Annotated in this window: 13 protein-coding genes and 1 tRNA gene; 9 read left to right on the plus strand and 5 right to left on the minus strand. The window is 23.8% G+C overall.

From position 1 onward, the window contains the following. The first annotated feature begins 317 nt into the window (after positions 1-317). The 5 genes from H0H48_RS01725 (at position 318) to H0H48_RS01745 (ending at position 3,574) form a co-directional block, all read left to right on the plus strand. Positions 318-1,535 carry a phosphoglycerate kinase gene (locus H0H48_RS01725; RefSeq protein ID WP_185870835.1) on the plus strand — a complete coding sequence of 406 codons (1,218 nt, stop codon included), beginning with the start codon at positions 318-320 and terminating at the stop codon, positions 1,533-1,535. 50 nt (positions 1,536-1,585) lie between these two features. After that, on the plus strand, positions 1,586-2,194 hold the full coding sequence (locus tag H0H48_RS01730) for a superoxide dismutase (protein WP_238785292.1): 609 nt from the start codon (positions 1,586-1,588) through the stop codon (positions 2,192-2,194). Positions 2,195-2,255: 61 nt separating this feature from the next. Continuing rightward, the gene (folB, locus tag H0H48_RS01735; RefSeq protein ID WP_185870836.1) at positions 2,256-2,615 is read left to right on the plus strand and encodes a dihydroneopterin aldolase; all 360 of its coding nucleotides are present in this window, start codon (positions 2,256-2,258) and stop codon (positions 2,613-2,615) included. A gap of 25 nt (positions 2,616-2,640) precedes the next feature. After that, positions 2,641-2,711: transfer RNA gene (locus H0H48_RS01740), tRNA-Cys, on the plus strand. A 122-nt stretch (positions 2,712-2,833) separates the two neighbouring features. After that, positions 2,834-3,574 carry a uroporphyrinogen-III synthase gene (locus tag H0H48_RS01745; RefSeq protein ID WP_185870837.1) on the plus strand — a complete coding sequence of 247 codons (741 nt, stop codon included), beginning with the start codon at positions 2,834-2,836 and terminating at the stop codon, positions 3,572-3,574. Between the two features lie 45 nt (positions 3,575-3,619). On the opposite strand, the gene glmS is transcribed toward H0H48_RS01745, so the two are convergent. Further along, the gene (gene glmS, locus H0H48_RS01750; RefSeq protein ID WP_185870838.1) at positions 3,620-5,482 is read right to left on the minus strand and encodes a glutamine--fructose-6-phosphate transaminase (isomerizing); all 1,863 of its coding nucleotides are present in this window, start codon (positions 5,480-5,482) and stop codon (positions 3,620-3,622) included. Positions 5,483-5,530: 48 nt separating this feature from the next. Further along, positions 5,531-6,349 carry a glycogen/starch synthase gene (locus tag H0H48_RS01755; protein ID WP_185870839.1) on the minus strand — a complete coding sequence of 273 codons (819 nt, stop codon included), beginning with the start codon at positions 6,347-6,349 and terminating at the stop codon, positions 5,531-5,533. A 176-nt stretch (positions 6,350-6,525) separates the two neighbouring features. On the opposite strand from H0H48_RS01755, the gene rnr reads away from it, so the two are divergent. Further along, on the plus strand, positions 6,526-8,496 hold the full coding sequence (gene rnr / locus H0H48_RS01760; protein ID WP_185870840.1) for a ribonuclease R: 1,971 nt from the start codon (positions 6,526-6,528) through the stop codon (positions 8,494-8,496). A gap of 3 nt (positions 8,497-8,499) precedes the next feature. Here rnr and coaD read toward each other — a convergent pair whose 3' ends face one another. Further along, on the minus strand, positions 8,500-8,988 hold the full coding sequence (gene coaD, locus H0H48_RS01765; RefSeq protein WP_185870841.1) for a pantetheine-phosphate adenylyltransferase: 489 nt from the start codon (positions 8,986-8,988) through the stop codon (positions 8,500-8,502). A 65-nt stretch (positions 8,989-9,053) separates the two neighbouring features. Here coaD and H0H48_RS01770 point away from each other — a divergent pair, with 65 nt between their 5' ends. From H0H48_RS01770 to H0H48_RS01780, 3 genes are read left to right on the plus strand one after another with little or no spacing between them, the layout of a single operon-like run. Then, on the plus strand, positions 9,054-10,100 hold the full coding sequence (locus tag H0H48_RS01770) for a PSP1 domain-containing protein (RefSeq protein ID WP_185870842.1): 1,047 nt from the start codon (positions 9,054-9,056) through the stop codon (positions 10,098-10,100). Between the two features lie 30 nt (positions 10,101-10,130). Beyond that, entirely contained in the window at positions 10,131-12,437 is a 2,307-nt protein-coding gene (locus H0H48_RS01775) for a penicillin-binding protein 1A (protein WP_185870843.1), read from the plus strand. A gap of 32 nt (positions 12,438-12,469) precedes the next feature. Beyond that, positions 12,470-13,426, plus strand: coding sequence for an NAD(P)-dependent oxidoreductase (locus H0H48_RS01780; RefSeq protein ID WP_185870844.1), 957 nt, complete (start codon positions 12,470-12,472; stop codon positions 13,424-13,426). On the opposite strand, the gene H0H48_RS03095 is transcribed toward H0H48_RS01780, so the two are convergent. Next, on the minus strand, positions 13,413-14,885 hold the full coding sequence (locus tag H0H48_RS03095) for a TSUP family transporter (protein ID WP_185870845.1): 1,473 nt from the start codon (positions 14,883-14,885) through the stop codon (positions 13,413-13,415). The two genes, H0H48_RS01780 and H0H48_RS03095, sit on opposite strands and share 14 nt — an antisense overlap. Beyond that, positions 14,885-16,546, minus strand: coding sequence for an NADPH-dependent assimilatory sulfite reductase hemoprotein subunit (locus tag H0H48_RS01790; RefSeq protein WP_185870846.1), 1,662 nt, complete (start codon positions 16,544-16,546; stop codon positions 14,885-14,887). The genes H0H48_RS03095 and H0H48_RS01790 overlap by 1 nt, the downstream gene beginning before the upstream one ends. Positions 16,547-16,558: the final 12 nt, after the last annotated feature.

Here is a 16,558-nt window from a genome sequence, read left to right on the forward strand (position 1 = left end):
TTTAATTTCAACTAAATCAAATATAATATATTTATTTATATAATATTTTAATATTTTAATACTTGCATAATACTTAATTAAACGATAAATGTTATTAATTTTGTATTTGTATTTTTTCTGTGAAAAAAAAAATACATAAGCAATATCAAATCTACATATAACATAATAAAAATAAACAAGTATAATAGAAAAATTGATAAAATATCAATATTAATAAATTAAAATTAATATTAAATATTAAAAATAGAAAATAATCGAAACTAATTAACGAATATTATAGATAAGATAATTAGTGATAAGTTCAATAGAATGTAAATATGAAAAAAATAAAAACTGTTCGAGATTTTAATTTTGAAGGAAAAAAAGTTTTAATAAGAGTAGATTTTAATGTTCCAATTAATGAAAATTATCAAATAATAGATGATACACGTATTCAATATAGTATTCCTACTATTAAAAAAATCCTTTCTGATAAAGGAAAAGTGATACTTATTTCTCATTTTGGTAGACCAAAAGGAAAATTTTCAAAAAATTTTTCCCTTAAATTTTTAGTCAATTATCTTTCTGACGAATTAAATACTACTGTTAAATTTCATAATGATTGTATAGGCGAAAAATCAGAAAAAAAAGCAAATGAACTTAAAACGGGAGAAATATTATTATTGGAAAATCTTAGATTTTATCAAGAAGAAGAAAAAGAAGATATAAACTTTTCTAAAAATTTGGCAAAATTAGCAGATTTTTATGTAAATGATGCTTTTTCAGTATCTCATCGTTTACATTCCTCTGTAAGTGTTCTTCCAAAATTATTTAACAAAAAATGCAAATGCATAGGAATACTTATGGAAAAAGAAATACTTTTTTTAGATAAATTTTTATCAGGAAAAGGTAAAAAACCTGTTACAGTTTTATTAGGAGGTGCTAAAATTTATTCTAAAATAAAAATTATTGAAAATCTTATGGACTTTTCTGATCATCTATTAATAGGAGGAGGAATTTCTTATCCTTTTATTAAAATAAAAGGAGGAAAAATAGGAAATTCTATAATAGAAATAGAAAATAATAAGAATATTGATGATAAATTAATATCCATATTAAATTTAAATAATAAGAAAAATATAATTTCTTTACCAACAGATGTTATTATTTCTGATTACTTTGATAATTCAGCAAATATAAAAATTTGTGATATTTATTCTATTCCAGATAAATGGATAGGATTAGACATAGGCCCTAATTCTATAAAGAATTTTTGTAATATTATAAATAAATCTAAAACTATATTATGGAATGGACCTATGGGGGTTTTTGAATTACAAAAATTTTCTTTTGGAACTAAATCTATAGCGAAAGCAATAGCAAATGCTACTACTAAAAATAAAGCATTTTCCTTAGTTGGAGGAGGAGATTCTGTTGCTGCATTAAAAATGGTAGGTTATGAAAAAAAAATTAGTTATTTATCTACTGGTGGAGGTGCTATGTTAGAATATTTAAAAAATAAGAATAATCCAGGTATTCAAGCTATGATGGTATAATATATTTTTAGTTATATTTGTTTTCATATAAAATAATATATGAAAAAATTATGTTTTTCAAACTTCCAAAACTACCTTATTCTTATCATGAATTAGAGCCTTATATCGATAAAAAAACTATGGAAATTCATTATAACAAACACCATGGAACTTATACTAATAACTTAAATAAAGCTATTTTTGGTACAGATATGGTAGACCTTCCTATAGAAGAAATTTTAAAAAGAGCTAAAAATGAAAGTACTATAATAAGAAATAATGGAGGAGGATTTTACAATCATAATATATTTTGGGAAATACTAATTCCTCATTCAAAATTTTCATCTCCAAGTACATATCTAAATGAAATTATTGAAAATGATTTTAAGTCCTTTTATGATTTTAAAAATGAATTTTCAAACATAGCATTGAATCACTTTGGTTCTGGATGGATTTGGCTCTGCATAAAGAATAAAAAATTAACTATTTGTTCTACAATGAACCAAGATAATCCTATTATGGATGGTATAGGTTGTGAAGGTATCCCTATATTAGGATTAGATGTTTGGGAACATGCTTATTATCTAAAATATAAAAATCGTCGCATAGATTATATATCTTCTTTTTGGAAAATTGTAAATTGGAAAAAAGTAGAAGATAACTACAAAAAAATAAAATAATACTTTATTATTTATTTATTCCTATGGAGAGGATAATATTAGAAAATATAAAATTATTTGGATGGGGAGGATAATATTAGAAAATATAAAATTATTTGGATATCATGGTTGTATGCCAGAAGAAAAGTATGTAGGGACAAATTACATAATAAATATTGAAATTGAATTAGACTTTTATAATGCTTCTATTACAGATGATTTATCAAAAACTATAAACTATGTTCATTTATATTCCATTGTAAAAAAAGAAATGAGTATTAATTCAAAATTAATAGAAAATGTAGCTCAAAGAATAATTGAAAAAATTAATAATAAATTTAACAATTTAATTGAATACTCAAAAATAAAATTATGCAAGGAAAATCCTCCATTACATAGTAATGTAGACAGAGTATGTGTTGTACTAGAATATTTTAAATAATATAATTAATTATATAATATATAATGGCACTGTGGCCGAATGGAAAGGCAGAGGTCTGCAAAACCTTTTATAGCGGTTCGATTCCGCTCGGTGCCTCTTTAGAATTATCAAAAATTTTTATAACATATTGATATAAATCAAATTAAAAATTTTATTTTAAAATATTTTCTGTATACATTTGTGTAGTATTATATATTAAATATTTTTTATATTCTTAAATGAAGATAAATCATATTCTTATTTCGCAACCTATTTCTGTAGGTTATAATTCTCCATATACAGAACTCAGTAAAAATAAAAATGTGAGAGTAGATTTTAGATCTTTTATAGAAGTAAAGGGGGCCTCATCTAGTGAGGTTAGAAAACAAAAAATAAATTTTTCTGATTTCACTATAGTTATTTTTATAAGTAAAAAATCTGTTGATCATTATTTTAGGTTAGCTAAATCCATGAGATTTAAAGTACCTTCAACCATGAAATATATATGCCAAACCGAAACTATTGCATATTATTTACAAAAATATATTGTTTACAGAAAAAGAAAGATTTATATTGGAAATAAATCATTTAAAGATATATTACCTCATATAAAAAAACATCCAAAAGAAAAATTTTTTTTACCATCTTCCGATATATTAAAACCAGATATACTAAATATGTTAAATAAAGAAAATATCTCTTGGAAAAGAGGGATTTTATATAGAACTTCTTCTAGTGATTTATCAGATTTGAAAAATATATATTATGATATACTAGTTTTTTTTAGCCCGGCTGAAATAAAATCACTATTTGAAAATTTTCCAAATTTTCATCAAAAAAATATAAAAATAGCTACTTTTGGTAAAAATACTCTAGATGCTGCATCTAAAGCTGGATTGAAAATAGCTATAAAAGTTCCAACTCCAGAATTTCCTTCTATGGCTATGGCGTTGAATAAATATATAAAAGAATCAAATTAACTAACTAAACTACTAAATAATTAAAGTACATATACAGATTTAGATCTATTCTACTGTTACAGATTTTGCTAAATTTCTTGGTTGATCTACATTTTTTCCTTTCATATAAGCTATTTGATAAGCTAATAATTGTAAAGGAATTACAGTTAATAATGGACTTAATTCTTCAGAAATTTCTGGAATCTTTATTACATAATCCGCCATCATACTTACTTGAACATCCCCTTCATTAACTATTGCTATAATTTTTCCCTTTCTAGCTTTAATTTCTTGTATATTTCCTATTATTTTTTCATAATAACCTCTTTTTGTTGCTATAATAACAACAGGCATATTTTCATCAACTAAAGCTATAGGTCCATGTTTCATTTCTGCCGCAGGATAACCTTCCGAATGAATGTAAGATATTTCTTTTAATTTTAAAGCGCCTTCTAAAGCTATAGGGAAATTAATTCCTCGTCCTAAGTAAAGGAAATTATTAAATTTATAAAATACTTTTGATATGTTTTTTACAATATGTCTATCTATTTTTAATAGATCATTTATTTTATTTGGAACATTTCCAAGTTCTTGAAATAAAAATTTATATCGTTCTTCATTAATAGTAGATCTATATTTTGCTAGTTTTAACGCCAATAAAATAAGTACAGTAATTTGTGCGGTAAAAGATTTTGTAGAAGCTACACTTATTTCAGGACCAGCATGTGTATAAATTCCTGCATCTACATTACGTGCAATAGATGATCCTACTACATTACAAATTCCAAACACAAAAGCTTCTTTTTTTTTAGCTAATTTTAATGCTGCTAAAGTATCTGCAGTCTCTCCTGATTGTGAGATCACAATTATTAAATTATTTTTATCTATGATAGGGTTTCTATATCTAAATTCAGATGCATATTCTACTTCAACTGGAATTCTAGCTAATTGTTCTAATAAATACTCTCCAACTAAACCAGCATGCCATGACGAACCACATCCTACTATAGTTATACATTTAGCATTAATAAAAATTTCTTTATTAAGTTCAATTCCATCTATACAAATGATTTTATTTGAAATTATTAATCTACCACGTAGAGTATCAGAAATAGTTTTTGACTGTTCATATATTTCCTTTAACATAAAATATCTATACTTACCTTTTTCTATTTCTTTTAAATTAATTTTTAATTTATTTATAATTGGACTTAGTTTATGATTATCTCTAATTTTTCTTAGATCTAATTCTTTATTCTTTCTAAGAATAGCCATTTCTCCATCTTTTAAATAAATAGCATTTTTCGTATAATTTATAAAAGGAATGGGGTCTGATGCAATAAAAAATTCTTTTTCGTTAATTCCTAGAGCAAGAGGACTACCTAATTTTGCTATAATAATTGTCTCTGGGTGAGATTTATCCACTATAGCAATGGAATATGCACCTATTATTTCATTCAATGATATTCGTACAGCTTCTTCTAAAGATATTTTATTTTCTTTCTTTATATATTCAATAAGATTTACTAGTACTTCTGTATCTGTTTTACTTTTAAAAGTAAAACCATTTTCTAATAAAATAATTTTAATTGCATGATAATTTTCTATGATACCATTATGTATCATAATCAATTCATTAGAATTAGAAACATGTGGATGTGCATTTAAATCATTTGGAACACCATGAGTAGCCCACCTAGTATGACCTATTCCAGTAGTTCCTATTATTTTTCTATTATAAGAAGATATTGAAGATATTTTTTTTTCTAATTCATCAACTTTACCTTTGGTCTTATATAAACTATATCCATTTTTATAAAAAATAGCAATACCAGAACTATCATATCCTCTATATTCCAATTTTTTTAAACCATTTATAAGAATAGGATACGCTTCTCTATAACCTAAATAACCAATTATACCACACATTACATTATTTATAAACTGATGAATTAATTGAATTATAAAATTTTAATTTTAATTAATCTGCTCTAAAACAGTTTTTTTATAAAATTTTTCATAAACAGTTTCTATTTCTTCTACAGGATAATATTTTAATACGAGTAGTTTATTTTTTTTTATAAAATCTTCTATTTCTTTAGGAAAAGAAATATCTCCTTTTATTATAGCATCAGAAAAATATATACATAATTTTGTTAAATTGAAATAATCTGGATTTTCTAAGAATTTTAACTTTTTAGTTTTGATTCCATCATCTTTTATCTTTTTAATAATATCTTTATTTAGATATCCTTTAAATGGATTATTATAAATCGATACAATAATTTTTGAATTTTGGTATAAAGGATCATTCTTATAATAATTTTTCATGTATAATGGAATAAAAGAAGTCATCCATCCATATATATGAATGATATCAGGCTTCCAATTTAATTTTTTTATAGTTTCTAAAACCCCTTTTGTAAAGAATAAAGTTCTTTCATCATTATCGTTAAAAAAATTACCATTTTCATCTTCATATATAGATTTTCTTTTGAAATATTCTTCGTTATCTATGAAATAAACTTGCAATCTAGCATCAGGAATAGATGCTACTTTTATAAGTAATGGTTGATCTATATCATTGATAATTAAATTCATTCCTGATAGCCTAATAACTTCGTGTAATTGATGTTTTCGTTCATTTATTACTCCAAAACGAGGCATAAATATACGTACATCATTTCCTATTGATTGCATAAACTTAGTAGCTTTTAAAACTGATAAGGATATTGGATTTTTTGATGAAAAAGGAAATAAATCTGAAGAAACATATAATATACGTTTACCTATCATTTTTAGAGTTATTTTTTTATTTTTGTTAGTTAGATACGTAAATATGTAAAAAAGACGGATCATTACAAAGATAATAAATAATAATATCCAATACCTAATCTTAGGAGAAAATATTAACTCATTTCTTTTAAATAAAATCTTGTAGATTGTAAATTTTATTGATACGTCTTTTCATTATGAAACCAGAAAAGAGAAAAAGTAAACATTCTTTTAAAAGATATAAAAATATTTTTACCGGAATTATTCATATTACAAATCAAGGATTTGCTTTTGTGAAAATAAAAGAATATAAAAAAGAAATTTATATACCTAAACATAAAACAGGTAAATCTTTAGTAGGAGATTTAGTGAAAATAAAATTAAATCGTAATAGAAGAAAATTAGAAGGAGAGGTGTTAAAAATAATCAAAAGGAAAAGAAATAATTTTATTGGAATATTAAAGTTAAATTTTAAACCAAATTCTATTACCGGATCAGTAATTATACATTATCTACATGTAGATATATTAATTATGGAATCCGAATCAAATTTAAAAAAAGAACATCAAAATAATAAAGTTTTGGTTAAAATAGTTTCATGGCCAAAAAATTTTGATAATCCTTTAGGAAAAATTATAAGAATATTTGGAAAATCTGGGGAATATAAAACAGAAATTTTCTCTTTGTTAGAAGAACGTGGATTGTCTTTTGAATTTCCAAAAAAAGTAGAAAATGAAGCTGAAGAAATATTTGTAAGAAGTAAATCATATCATGATGATGTAATAATAAGAAAAGATATGAGAAATATCACCACTTTTACTATAGATCCTTTAGATGCAAAAGATTTTGATGATGCTATTTCAGTTAGAAAATTGAATTCCGAAATTTGGGAAATAGGTATTCATATATCGGATGTTACACATTATGTAAAAGAAGATAGTTTGTTAGATAAAGAAGCATATGATAGAGCTACTTCTATTTATTTTACAGGAAAAGTAATTCCAATGCTTCCAAAAATACTATCCAATGACCTATGTTCTTTACAACCAAAAAAAGATAAATTAAGTTTTTCGTTCGTTTTTAATATAAATAAAGAAGGAAAAATATTAAAAAACTGGATTGGAAAAACTATTATACAATCTAATAGAAAATTTACGTACGACGAAGTACAAAAAATTATAGATGAAAAAAAAGGAGATTTTTATGAAGAAATTTATGTATTATTTCATTTTTCTAAAATATTAACAAAAAATAGATTGAAAAATGGAGCAATTTATCTTGAAAAAGATGAAGTTAAATTTTGTTTAGATGAAAATAAAAATCCTACATTTTTATATTTAGAAAAATGTAATGAAGCTCATAAATTAATAGAAGAATTAATGTTATTAACAAATAGAAAAATTTCGGAATTCATTAATAATAATACAGATAAAAAAAACTACATGAACATTCCATATATATATAGAGTTCATGATAAACCTGATTATGAAAAAATATTTTTTCTAAAAAAAATTATAAAACCTTTAGGTTATTCCTTTGATTTAAAAAATTTAAAATATTCTATTAATTTGTTATTAAAACAAGCTAAAGGTAAACCAGAACAAAACATGATAGAAAATTTAGTTTTACGTGCTATGAGTAAAGCTAAATATTCTACAAATAATATAGGGCACTATGGTTTGTCTTTTCTTTATTACACTCATTTTACTTCTCCTATAAGGAGGTATTCCGATATAATTGCTCACCGTTTATTATATTATTTTTTAAAAATGAAAAAAAATAGAGTAAAAACAATAGATTTTTACGAAAAACAATCTCAACATTGCAGTGATAAAGAACGTTTAGCTATAGATATTGAAAGAGAATTTTCTAAATATTTGCAAGTAAAATATTTGAAAAAATTTTTAGGTAAAGAATTTGATGGAATTATAACAGGATTTACAGATTGGAGCGTTTATGTTGATTTATTATCCTTTAAAACAGAAGGAATGGTTAAATTACGTGATATAAAAGAAGATTATTATATTTTAAACTCAAATAATTATAGCATAATAGGAAGAAAAAACAAAAAAATTTATCAATTAGGAGACAAAGTAAAAGTTAAACTTTTAAATGTAAATATTGAAAAAAAACAAATTAAACTTGATTGGATAGAAAAAAAGTTTTAAAAATCAATTGATTCTAACAGAAGAAGGGACAAATTCTGTATAGTCACCTCCATTTTTTATGATATCTCTTACAAGGCAAGAACTAATATGAGATTTTTCATAAGAGGAAATTAAATAAATAGTATCAATGATATATGAATTTTTTTTAGATAATTTTTTATTTAGAAAATAAATATTTTTTTCAAATTCAAAATCTAGTTGATTTCTTATACCCCTTAACAAAAATTTTACTTTTTTCTTTATACAAAAAGAAATCGTCAATCCATTAAATGAATCTATTTCGATTTTATTGTAAAATGAACTTAAAAAAGTTTTTTTTAACCATTCTTTTCTTTTTATAAGAGGAAACATATTTTTTTTTTTAAAATTTTTTCCAATAGCTATGATAATTTTATCAAATAAATTTAAAGCTCTCATAATAATATCATAATGACCAATAGTTATTGGATCAAAAGATCCTGGAAATATAGCTATTCTTTTATTATTTTCCATTTATACATAAGTACACATAATGTAAAAATAATATAATTTTATTTTTATTAAATTTAAAAAATAAAATGGAAAAATCTTGTTATAATTGTTTAAAAAAATGTAATGATTTTCCTAATAAGGAAGTAAAATGTTTGAAACTTAATGTAATAGATTGGTTATCTAATGTACAGTCTCCTTTTGAATATAAATCAAATTTTGTAGAAGTACAATTTAAGAATGATAGAAAAGATATTTTTATAAATCAAGATAATATTATTATTAATAAAAACGATATTGTAACAGTAGAATCTAAATCTGGAATAGGTTACGATATAGGAATTGTTACTTTAACTGGAGATTTAGTCAGATTACAAATAAAGAGTAAAAACATAAATTTAAATTCTTTATATAAAAAAATATACAGAATATCAACACAAAAAGAAATAAATATTTGGAAATCTCTTAGAAAAAAAGAAAATAAAAATCTTTTATATGCTAAGAGCATTGCAAAAAATTTGAATCTTAATAATATGAAAATTTGCGATGCAGAATACCAAGGAGATGGAGAGAAGATCATTTTTTATTATACATCTGAAAATAGAATTGATTTTAGAAAACTAATTGTAGAACTGGCAGCGCGTTTTCATACACGCATAGAAATGCGACAAATAGGGTATAGGCAAGAAGCTGCTAAAATAGGTGGAATAGGTACTTGCGGAAGAGAATTATGTTGTTCTACTTGGTTAAGAAATTTTAAAAGTGTTAACACAAATTCTGCTAGGTATCAGCAATTATCTATAAATATAGAAAAGATAACTGGACAATGTAATAAACTAAAATGTTGTCTTAATTATGAATTAGATGAATATTTATCCTCCATAAAAGATTTTCCTGATTTTAATAGAAAAATATATACAGTAAAAGGTATTGCTAAATGTATGAAAATTGACGTTTTTAAGAAAAAAATGTGGTTCGCCTATATTAAACATCCTAATACTTGGTTCAAAATAGAAGTAGAAAAAATTAAAAAAATTTTTGAAGAAGAAAAGAAGAAAAATAAAATATGTCCTCCTTTAGAAAAATTATCAACAAATGATATTCAGAAAACAGAACTAATATTTAAAGATTTATGAATAGATTTATTATGAAACAATTAATTATACGTGCACAAAAAAAATAAAAAAATAAATTACTTTCGTATACTTATATTTTATTTTTGGTTTCCTTTTTTTTTAGGAATTATTGCTGTTTTTTTAGTTTTTTATGCAGCTTTTAGAGGTTATTTAGGGGCTCTTCCCAATATTAAAGATATTGAAAATCCTACAATGGAAGTAGGATCGAGAGTATATGACGCGAATGGTATTTTATTAGGAAGATTTTTCTCAGAAAATAGAACTTTAATTACTTATAACCAACTTCCTAAAAATTCAGTAAATGCTTTGATAGCAAAGGAAGATATACGTTTCAAAAATCATTCTGGAATTGACATAAAATCTTTTTTAAGAGCAATTCTTTCATTAGGAAAAAGAGGAGGAGGAAGTACAATATCTCAACAATTGGCAAAGCTTCTCTTTACAGGACCATCAGCAAAAAATAAATTTGAAAGAATTCATCAAAAACTTTTAGAGTGGGTTTTGGCCATTGAATTAGAAAAACGTTATACAAAAGAAGAAATTATTGCTATGTACTATAATAAATTTGATTTTTTATATAACGCAAAAGGAATTGAAACAGCTGCTCATACTTATTTTAATAAAAAATCATCTGATCTTAATCTTGGAGAATGTGCAATATTGGTTGGTATGTTAGAAAATCCTTCTTTATATAATCCTAAAAATTATCCTAGAAGGGCAAAAAAACAAAGAAATTTAGTTCTTTATAAAATGAAAAAATATGATTTTCTAGATCTAGATCAGTATAAAAAAGAATTGGAAAAACCTATAAAAATAAATTTTAAAATACAAAAAAAAGATTTTGAATTACTTACTTATTACAGTGAATTTTTAAAAAAAGAAATTCAAGAATCATTAGATGAGTATGAAATAAAAACAGGAAAAAAATTAAATCTTTATTCCAGTGGATTAAAAATATATACGTCTATCGATTCAAAAATGCAAGATTATGCAGAAAAAGCTGTAAAAAAACATCTCAGTAAATTGCAAGTTTTATTTGATCTTTCTCAAAGAAAGAATAAAAATGCCCCTTTCTTAAATATTTCTAAAGAAAAAACTGAAAGAATTCTTATCTCTGCTATGCACAGAACACAGTTTTATCAAGATTTAAAACAAAAAGGATTAACAGAAGAAAATATTATAGAAGAATTTAAAAAACCACAATTAATCAAATTGTTTACTTGGAATGGAGAAAAAAAAGTATTGATATCTCCATGGAATTTTATTCGATATCAGAAAAGTATTGTTCAAGCAGGTCTTTTATCTTTAGAATCATCTACTGGATACATAAAAGCATGGGTAGGAGGAATAGATTTTGATTATTTTCAATATGATCATGTTGCACAAACACAACGTCAAGTTGGTTCTGTTTTTAAACCTATTTTATATGCATCGGCAATTAATGAATTGCATTATAATCCTTGTACTATGATATCAAATGATAAATTTCATTTAGGGAAATGGAGTCCTAAAAATTCTAATGGAAAATATGGTGGATTTGTTACATTAAAAGATGGTTTAGCACTATCAATTAATACTGTATCTGCTCGTCTTATATCAAAAATCACTCCTGGTCCAGTAATTAGTTTAGCAAAAAAAATGGGAATAAAATCTATCATTCCTGAGCACCCATCTATAGCATTAGGATCAGCAGATATAACATTATACGAAATGACAGGTGCTTTGAATACATTTACGAATTATGGAGTTTATATTAAACCAAGTGTTTTAGTAAAAATAGAAGATGAAAATGGAAATGTTATAAAATCTAAGTTAGATTTTATAAAAAGACAAGTCTTTAGTGAAGAAGTAGCGTATATTATGTTAAAAATAATGCAAGGATCGGTTAAGTATGGAACAGCTAAGAGATTACAGAAGTATAATTTAATAGGAGATATAGCAGGGAAGACAGGTACTACTAATGAAAATTCAGATGGATGGTTTATAGGAATGGATCCTAATTTAACTACTGGAGTATGGGTCGGATGGGAAGATAGATTTTCTCATTTTAATAATATTAAATTAGGACAAGGAGCAAATATGGCACTTCCAATATGGGCTTATTATATGAAAAGTATATATAAAAAAGTAATATATCATAATAATAAATTAGTATTTCAAAAACCTAAAAACTATAAAAATTATGAATGTGAAAAAAAAATAAATTACAAGAATAAAGAAAATAATTATATTATAATTGAAGAGGAAAAAAAAGAAGAAAGAGATTCTTCTACAATAGAAAATACCTCCGTCGAGGAGATTATAAATATTGAGGATAATTTCGACAAAGAAAAGTAATTACTATACAATAAAAATGTATAGTTACAGATATGATTAAAAGAATATTATTTTTAGATAAAGGACATAATTTTATTATATATAAATTAATAAAAAAAGGTTTTATTTGTGACGAAAATTATTATTCTTCTATGGAAGAAATAAATTTATCTATATATGATGGCGTTATATTAAGAAGTAGGATAAAGATAGATAAATATTTTATTAATAAAGCTATTAATATAAAATTTATAGCTCGTATTGGTTCTGGAGTAGAAAATATAGATATAGAATATGCTGATAAGAAAGGAATAACTATAATTTCATCTCCAGAGGGAAACAAAGATTCTGTAGCAGAACATGCCATAGGAATGCTTTTATGCATGATAAATAATATTATTCATTCTAATCAAGAAATATTAAAAGGTAAATGGAATAGAGAAGAAAATAGAGGGATGGAGATTATGGGAAAAACAATAGGAATCATCGGATATGGAAATACAGGAAGAGCTTTTGCAAAAAAAATATCAAGCTTTGATACTAAAGAAATATTATGTTATGATATTACCCAAAATTTAGGAGACATTTATGCAAAACAAGTAGATATGAATATGATATTTAAAAAATCAGATATAGTTAGTTTACATGTTCCATATACTTATGAAACTAAATATATGATAAATTATAATTTTATAAAAAATTTTAATAAACCTATTTATTTTATAAATACATCTCGTGGTAAATGCGTTTTTACTAATGATCTTGTAAAAGCATTAAAAAATGGAAAAATATATGGAGCATGTTTAGATGTTTTAGAACATGAATGTTTTTCTTTTGAAAAAAAATTTTTTCAAAAGAAATTTTTGAAGAATTTTTTTTATCTTATTAATTCTAGAAAAGTTATATTAACTCCTCATATTGCCGGATGGACTAAAGAATCAAAATATAAAATGGAGAAAAAAATAGTAGAGAAAATTATTTTTTTAAATAATAAATTTAATAAATATTAAAATAATTATATAAAATTCTAATACTCCAAATTATAACTAAAATCCCTATAAAGAATGATATTGTTTTTATAGGAAGTTTACCTGAAATTCTAGCTGCTATAGGAGCAGCAAAAATTCCTCCAAATACTAATCCAAAAATAATCTTCCAATAACTTATTCCTAATAAAGAAAAAAAAGTTAAAGTACTTGAAAGTGTTACAAAAAATTCAGATAAACTTACTGATCCTATAACATATTTAGGAGTTCTTCCCTTTGAAATTAAAGTACTAGTTACAAAGGGTCCCCACCCTCCACCTACAAAAGAATCTAAAAAACCTCCAAAACCAGCTAAACATCCTATTTTTTTGATTTTTTTATTATTTTTTTTCCATGTTCTTAATAGAATTTTTACTCCTAAAAAAAAAGTATAAATAGCGAACATTGGTTTTATATAAGAAGCATAGGTATCGCCAAATTTAGATAATAAAAAAGCTCCGATAATAGCTCCTAAAACACCTGGAATTAAAAGAATTTTAAATAATTTTTTATTAACATTTCCCATTTTATAATGACTAAATCCAGATATTCCACTAGAGAATATTTCTGCAGTATGTATACTAGCACTAATAGAAGATAATGGTAGACCAAAAGATATTAATATAGTAGTACAAGTTAATCCATATCCCATTCCTATCGCCCCATCAATAAGTTGAGCAAAAAAACCAGTGAATATTAAATATAAAAAATTCTGATTAAAAAAATTTAAAACATATTGAAAGTATATACTATTTGTAAATACATGTAAAAAATAACTAATCATAATAATGGATATTATTATAATTAATAGATATTTTGTTGAATTTTTTTTCTCCAATTTTTTATTGAAGGATTCATTTTCTATTAACCAGTTTTCAGTTATCGACTTAAGTGTTTTTACTTTGTATTCAAAGTTCCCTCTTAATCTTTTCCGTATTTTATACATATTTATTAATACATCATCTAATTCATTTGGCAATACGTATAAAAAAAAATCTTTTAATTTCTTAGCTATGGTAGGAGATTTTCCATTAGTAGAAATGGCAATTTTTATATTCCCTATTTGAACAATAGAACCCATATAAAAATCGCAAAGTTCAGGTGTATCAACTACATTAATTAACTTACGTAGTTTTTTTGCATCTTCTTTTATTTTTTTACTTAAAACACGATCATTTACTGCTACAATAACTACATCCATATTTTCCAAATCGGAAGATCCATAAAACTTTTTAGTTAATTTTATAGCATTAAATAGTTTAGCTAATTGATATACTTTTTTATCTATATGAGATGCAATCAAATTTATTTTTGTATCAGGATTATTTATTAATACAGTATTAAGTTTTTCTAATGCTGTTTTTCCTCCACCAATAATCAAAAGAGATAACTTTTCTAAATGTAAAAAAATAGGAAATAATTTATTTCTTTCTTTATTATTCATTATACATTAATAAATTTTTTTCTTAAAGAAAAATCTCCAAATCTTTCTTTTGGAAATCTTTCTTTTTTAAAAAAATTGAAAAGATTATTTAATTCATTTAATATAGAAGATTCATCCATGTTTTCTTTATAAAGTTGATTTAAACGAGTTCCTTCTTTATTAGAACCTAAATAAAGGTTGTATCTTCCATAAGATAATCCAACTAACCCTATTTCAGATAAATAAGGACGAGAACAGCCATTATGGCAACCAGTCATACGAATAATTATATCTTCTCTTTCTAATTGATATTTGTTTAAAATAATTTCTATTTTATCTATTAATTTTGGAAGATAACGTTGTCCTTCTGCTAAAGCTAGAGGACAAGTATTCAATGCTACACAAGCCATAGAATTTTTTCTTATAAGAGAAACATTATTCATGTAATCATAAATTCCATAATTCAATAAAATAGATTCTATTATTTCTTTATTTTTGTCACTAATATCAATTAGAATTAAATTTTGATTACAAGTGAATAAAAAATTACATACAGAATTTTTTGCTATTTCTAATAATGCAGATTTTAGTCTAATTTTTTCTGTATCAAAAATCAATCCATTTTCTATAAAAAAATTATATTTCCATGAGTTATCATTATCTTTCTTCCATCCAAAATAATCACCTCTTTCTGTAAACAAAAAAGACTTTTCCTTTTCCAAAGAAAACCCTATTCTATCTTCTAATTTTTTCTTAAACCAAGAAATTCCATAATTATCTATAGTATATTTTAAACGAGATAGTTTACGATTTTTTCTATTTCCATAATCACGTTGAATCGTTAGAACTTCATATATTATTTTTAGAATACGTTTTTCTGAACTAGAATATCCAATTACTGTTCCTAATCTAGAATAGGTTTTTGCATTTCCATAAGTTTTTGATAATCCTCCTCCAACTATAATATTAAATCCACTTATTTTTTTTCTATTATCTTCTAAAATACCTACTAATCCTAAATCATTTGCAAATACATCAACATCATTGTTAGGAGGAATAGATAAAGCTATTTTAAATTTTCTTGGTAAATAATTATCCTTATATAAAGGATCTGTTTCCTCTTTTTTTTCAAAAATTTTATTTTCATCTAACCATATTTCGTAATATGACCTCGTTTTAGGTAATAACATATTACTAATTTTAGTAGCATATTTTAAAACTTTTTCTCGAAGATCTTTTTCTAGATATGTACTGCATATAACATTTCTGTTTACATCTCCACACGTAGCAATAGAATCTAATTTATTTAAATTGAAAAATTTAATAGTAGGTTTAATATTAGATTTTATTATTCCATGTAATTGAACAGTTTGTCTAGTAGTTATTTTAATTATTCCAGTTGAGTTTTTTTCTGATATATTATGAATAGCTTCCCATTGTTTATTATTAATCATACCACCTGGAATGCGAAGACGTATCATGAAAGAATATAATCTATCTAATTTTTTTATGGATCTTATTTCTCTAATATCTCTATCATCTTGTTGGTACAATCCATGAAATTTAATAATTATTTGATCTTCATCATGAAGTTTTCCATATAATTTGTTTTTTAAACTTTCCGTAATAGTTCCTCTAAGTCCTTTACTTTTTTCTTTGATTTTCTCTTCTCTTGTCAACATATTATAGTTTTT

Source organism: Blattabacterium cuenoti, from assembly GCF_014252055.1.
Classification (GTDB): domain Bacteria; phylum Bacteroidota; class Bacteroidia; order Flavobacteriales; family Blattabacteriaceae; genus Blattabacterium; species Blattabacterium cuenoti_D.

What these genes read in the sequence shown, in the direction of transcription:
- H0H48_RS01745 (WP_185870837.1), top strand. Translation starts at nt 2,834, where the DNA reads ATGAAGATAAATCATATTCTTATTTCGCAACCTATTTCTGTAGGTTAT.
- H0H48_RS03095 (WP_185870845.1), bottom strand. Translation starts at nt 14,885, where the DNA reads ATGAATAATAAAGAAAGAAATAAATTATTTCCTATTTTTTTACATTTA.
- H0H48_RS01770 (WP_185870842.1), top strand. Translation starts at nt 9,054, where the DNA reads ATGGAAAAATCTTGTTATAATTGTTTAAAAAAATGTAATGATTTTCCT.
- H0H48_RS01780 (WP_185870844.1), top strand. Translation starts at nt 12,470, where the DNA reads ATGATTAAAAGAATATTATTTTTAGATAAAGGACATAATTTTATTATA.
- glmS (WP_185870838.1), bottom strand. Translation starts at nt 5,482, where the DNA reads ATGTGTGGTATAATTGGTTATTTAGGTTATAGAGAAGCGTATCCTATT.
- H0H48_RS01730 (WP_238785292.1), top strand. Translation starts at nt 1,586, where the DNA reads ATGTTTTTCAAACTTCCAAAACTACCTTATTCTTATCATGAATTAGAG.
- coaD (WP_185870841.1), bottom strand. Translation starts at nt 8,988, where the DNA reads ATGGAAAATAATAAAAGAATAGCTATATTTCCAGGATCTTTTGATCCA.
- H0H48_RS01790 (WP_185870846.1), bottom strand. Translation starts at nt 16,546, where the DNA reads ATGTTGACAAGAGAAGAGAAAATCAAAGAAAAAAGTAAAGGACTTAGA.
- rnr (WP_185870840.1), top strand. Translation starts at nt 6,526, where the DNA reads ATGAAACCAGAAAAGAGAAAAAGTAAACATTCTTTTAAAAGATATAAA.
- folB (WP_185870836.1), top strand. Translation starts at nt 2,256, where the DNA reads ATGGGGAGGATAATATTAGAAAATATAAAATTATTTGGATATCATGGT.
- H0H48_RS01755 (WP_185870839.1), bottom strand. Translation starts at nt 6,349, where the DNA reads ATGATAGGTAAACGTATATTATATGTTTCTTCAGATTTATTTCCTTTT.
- H0H48_RS01725 (WP_185870835.1), top strand. Translation starts at nt 318, where the DNA reads ATGAAAAAAATAAAAACTGTTCGAGATTTTAATTTTGAAGGAAAAAAA.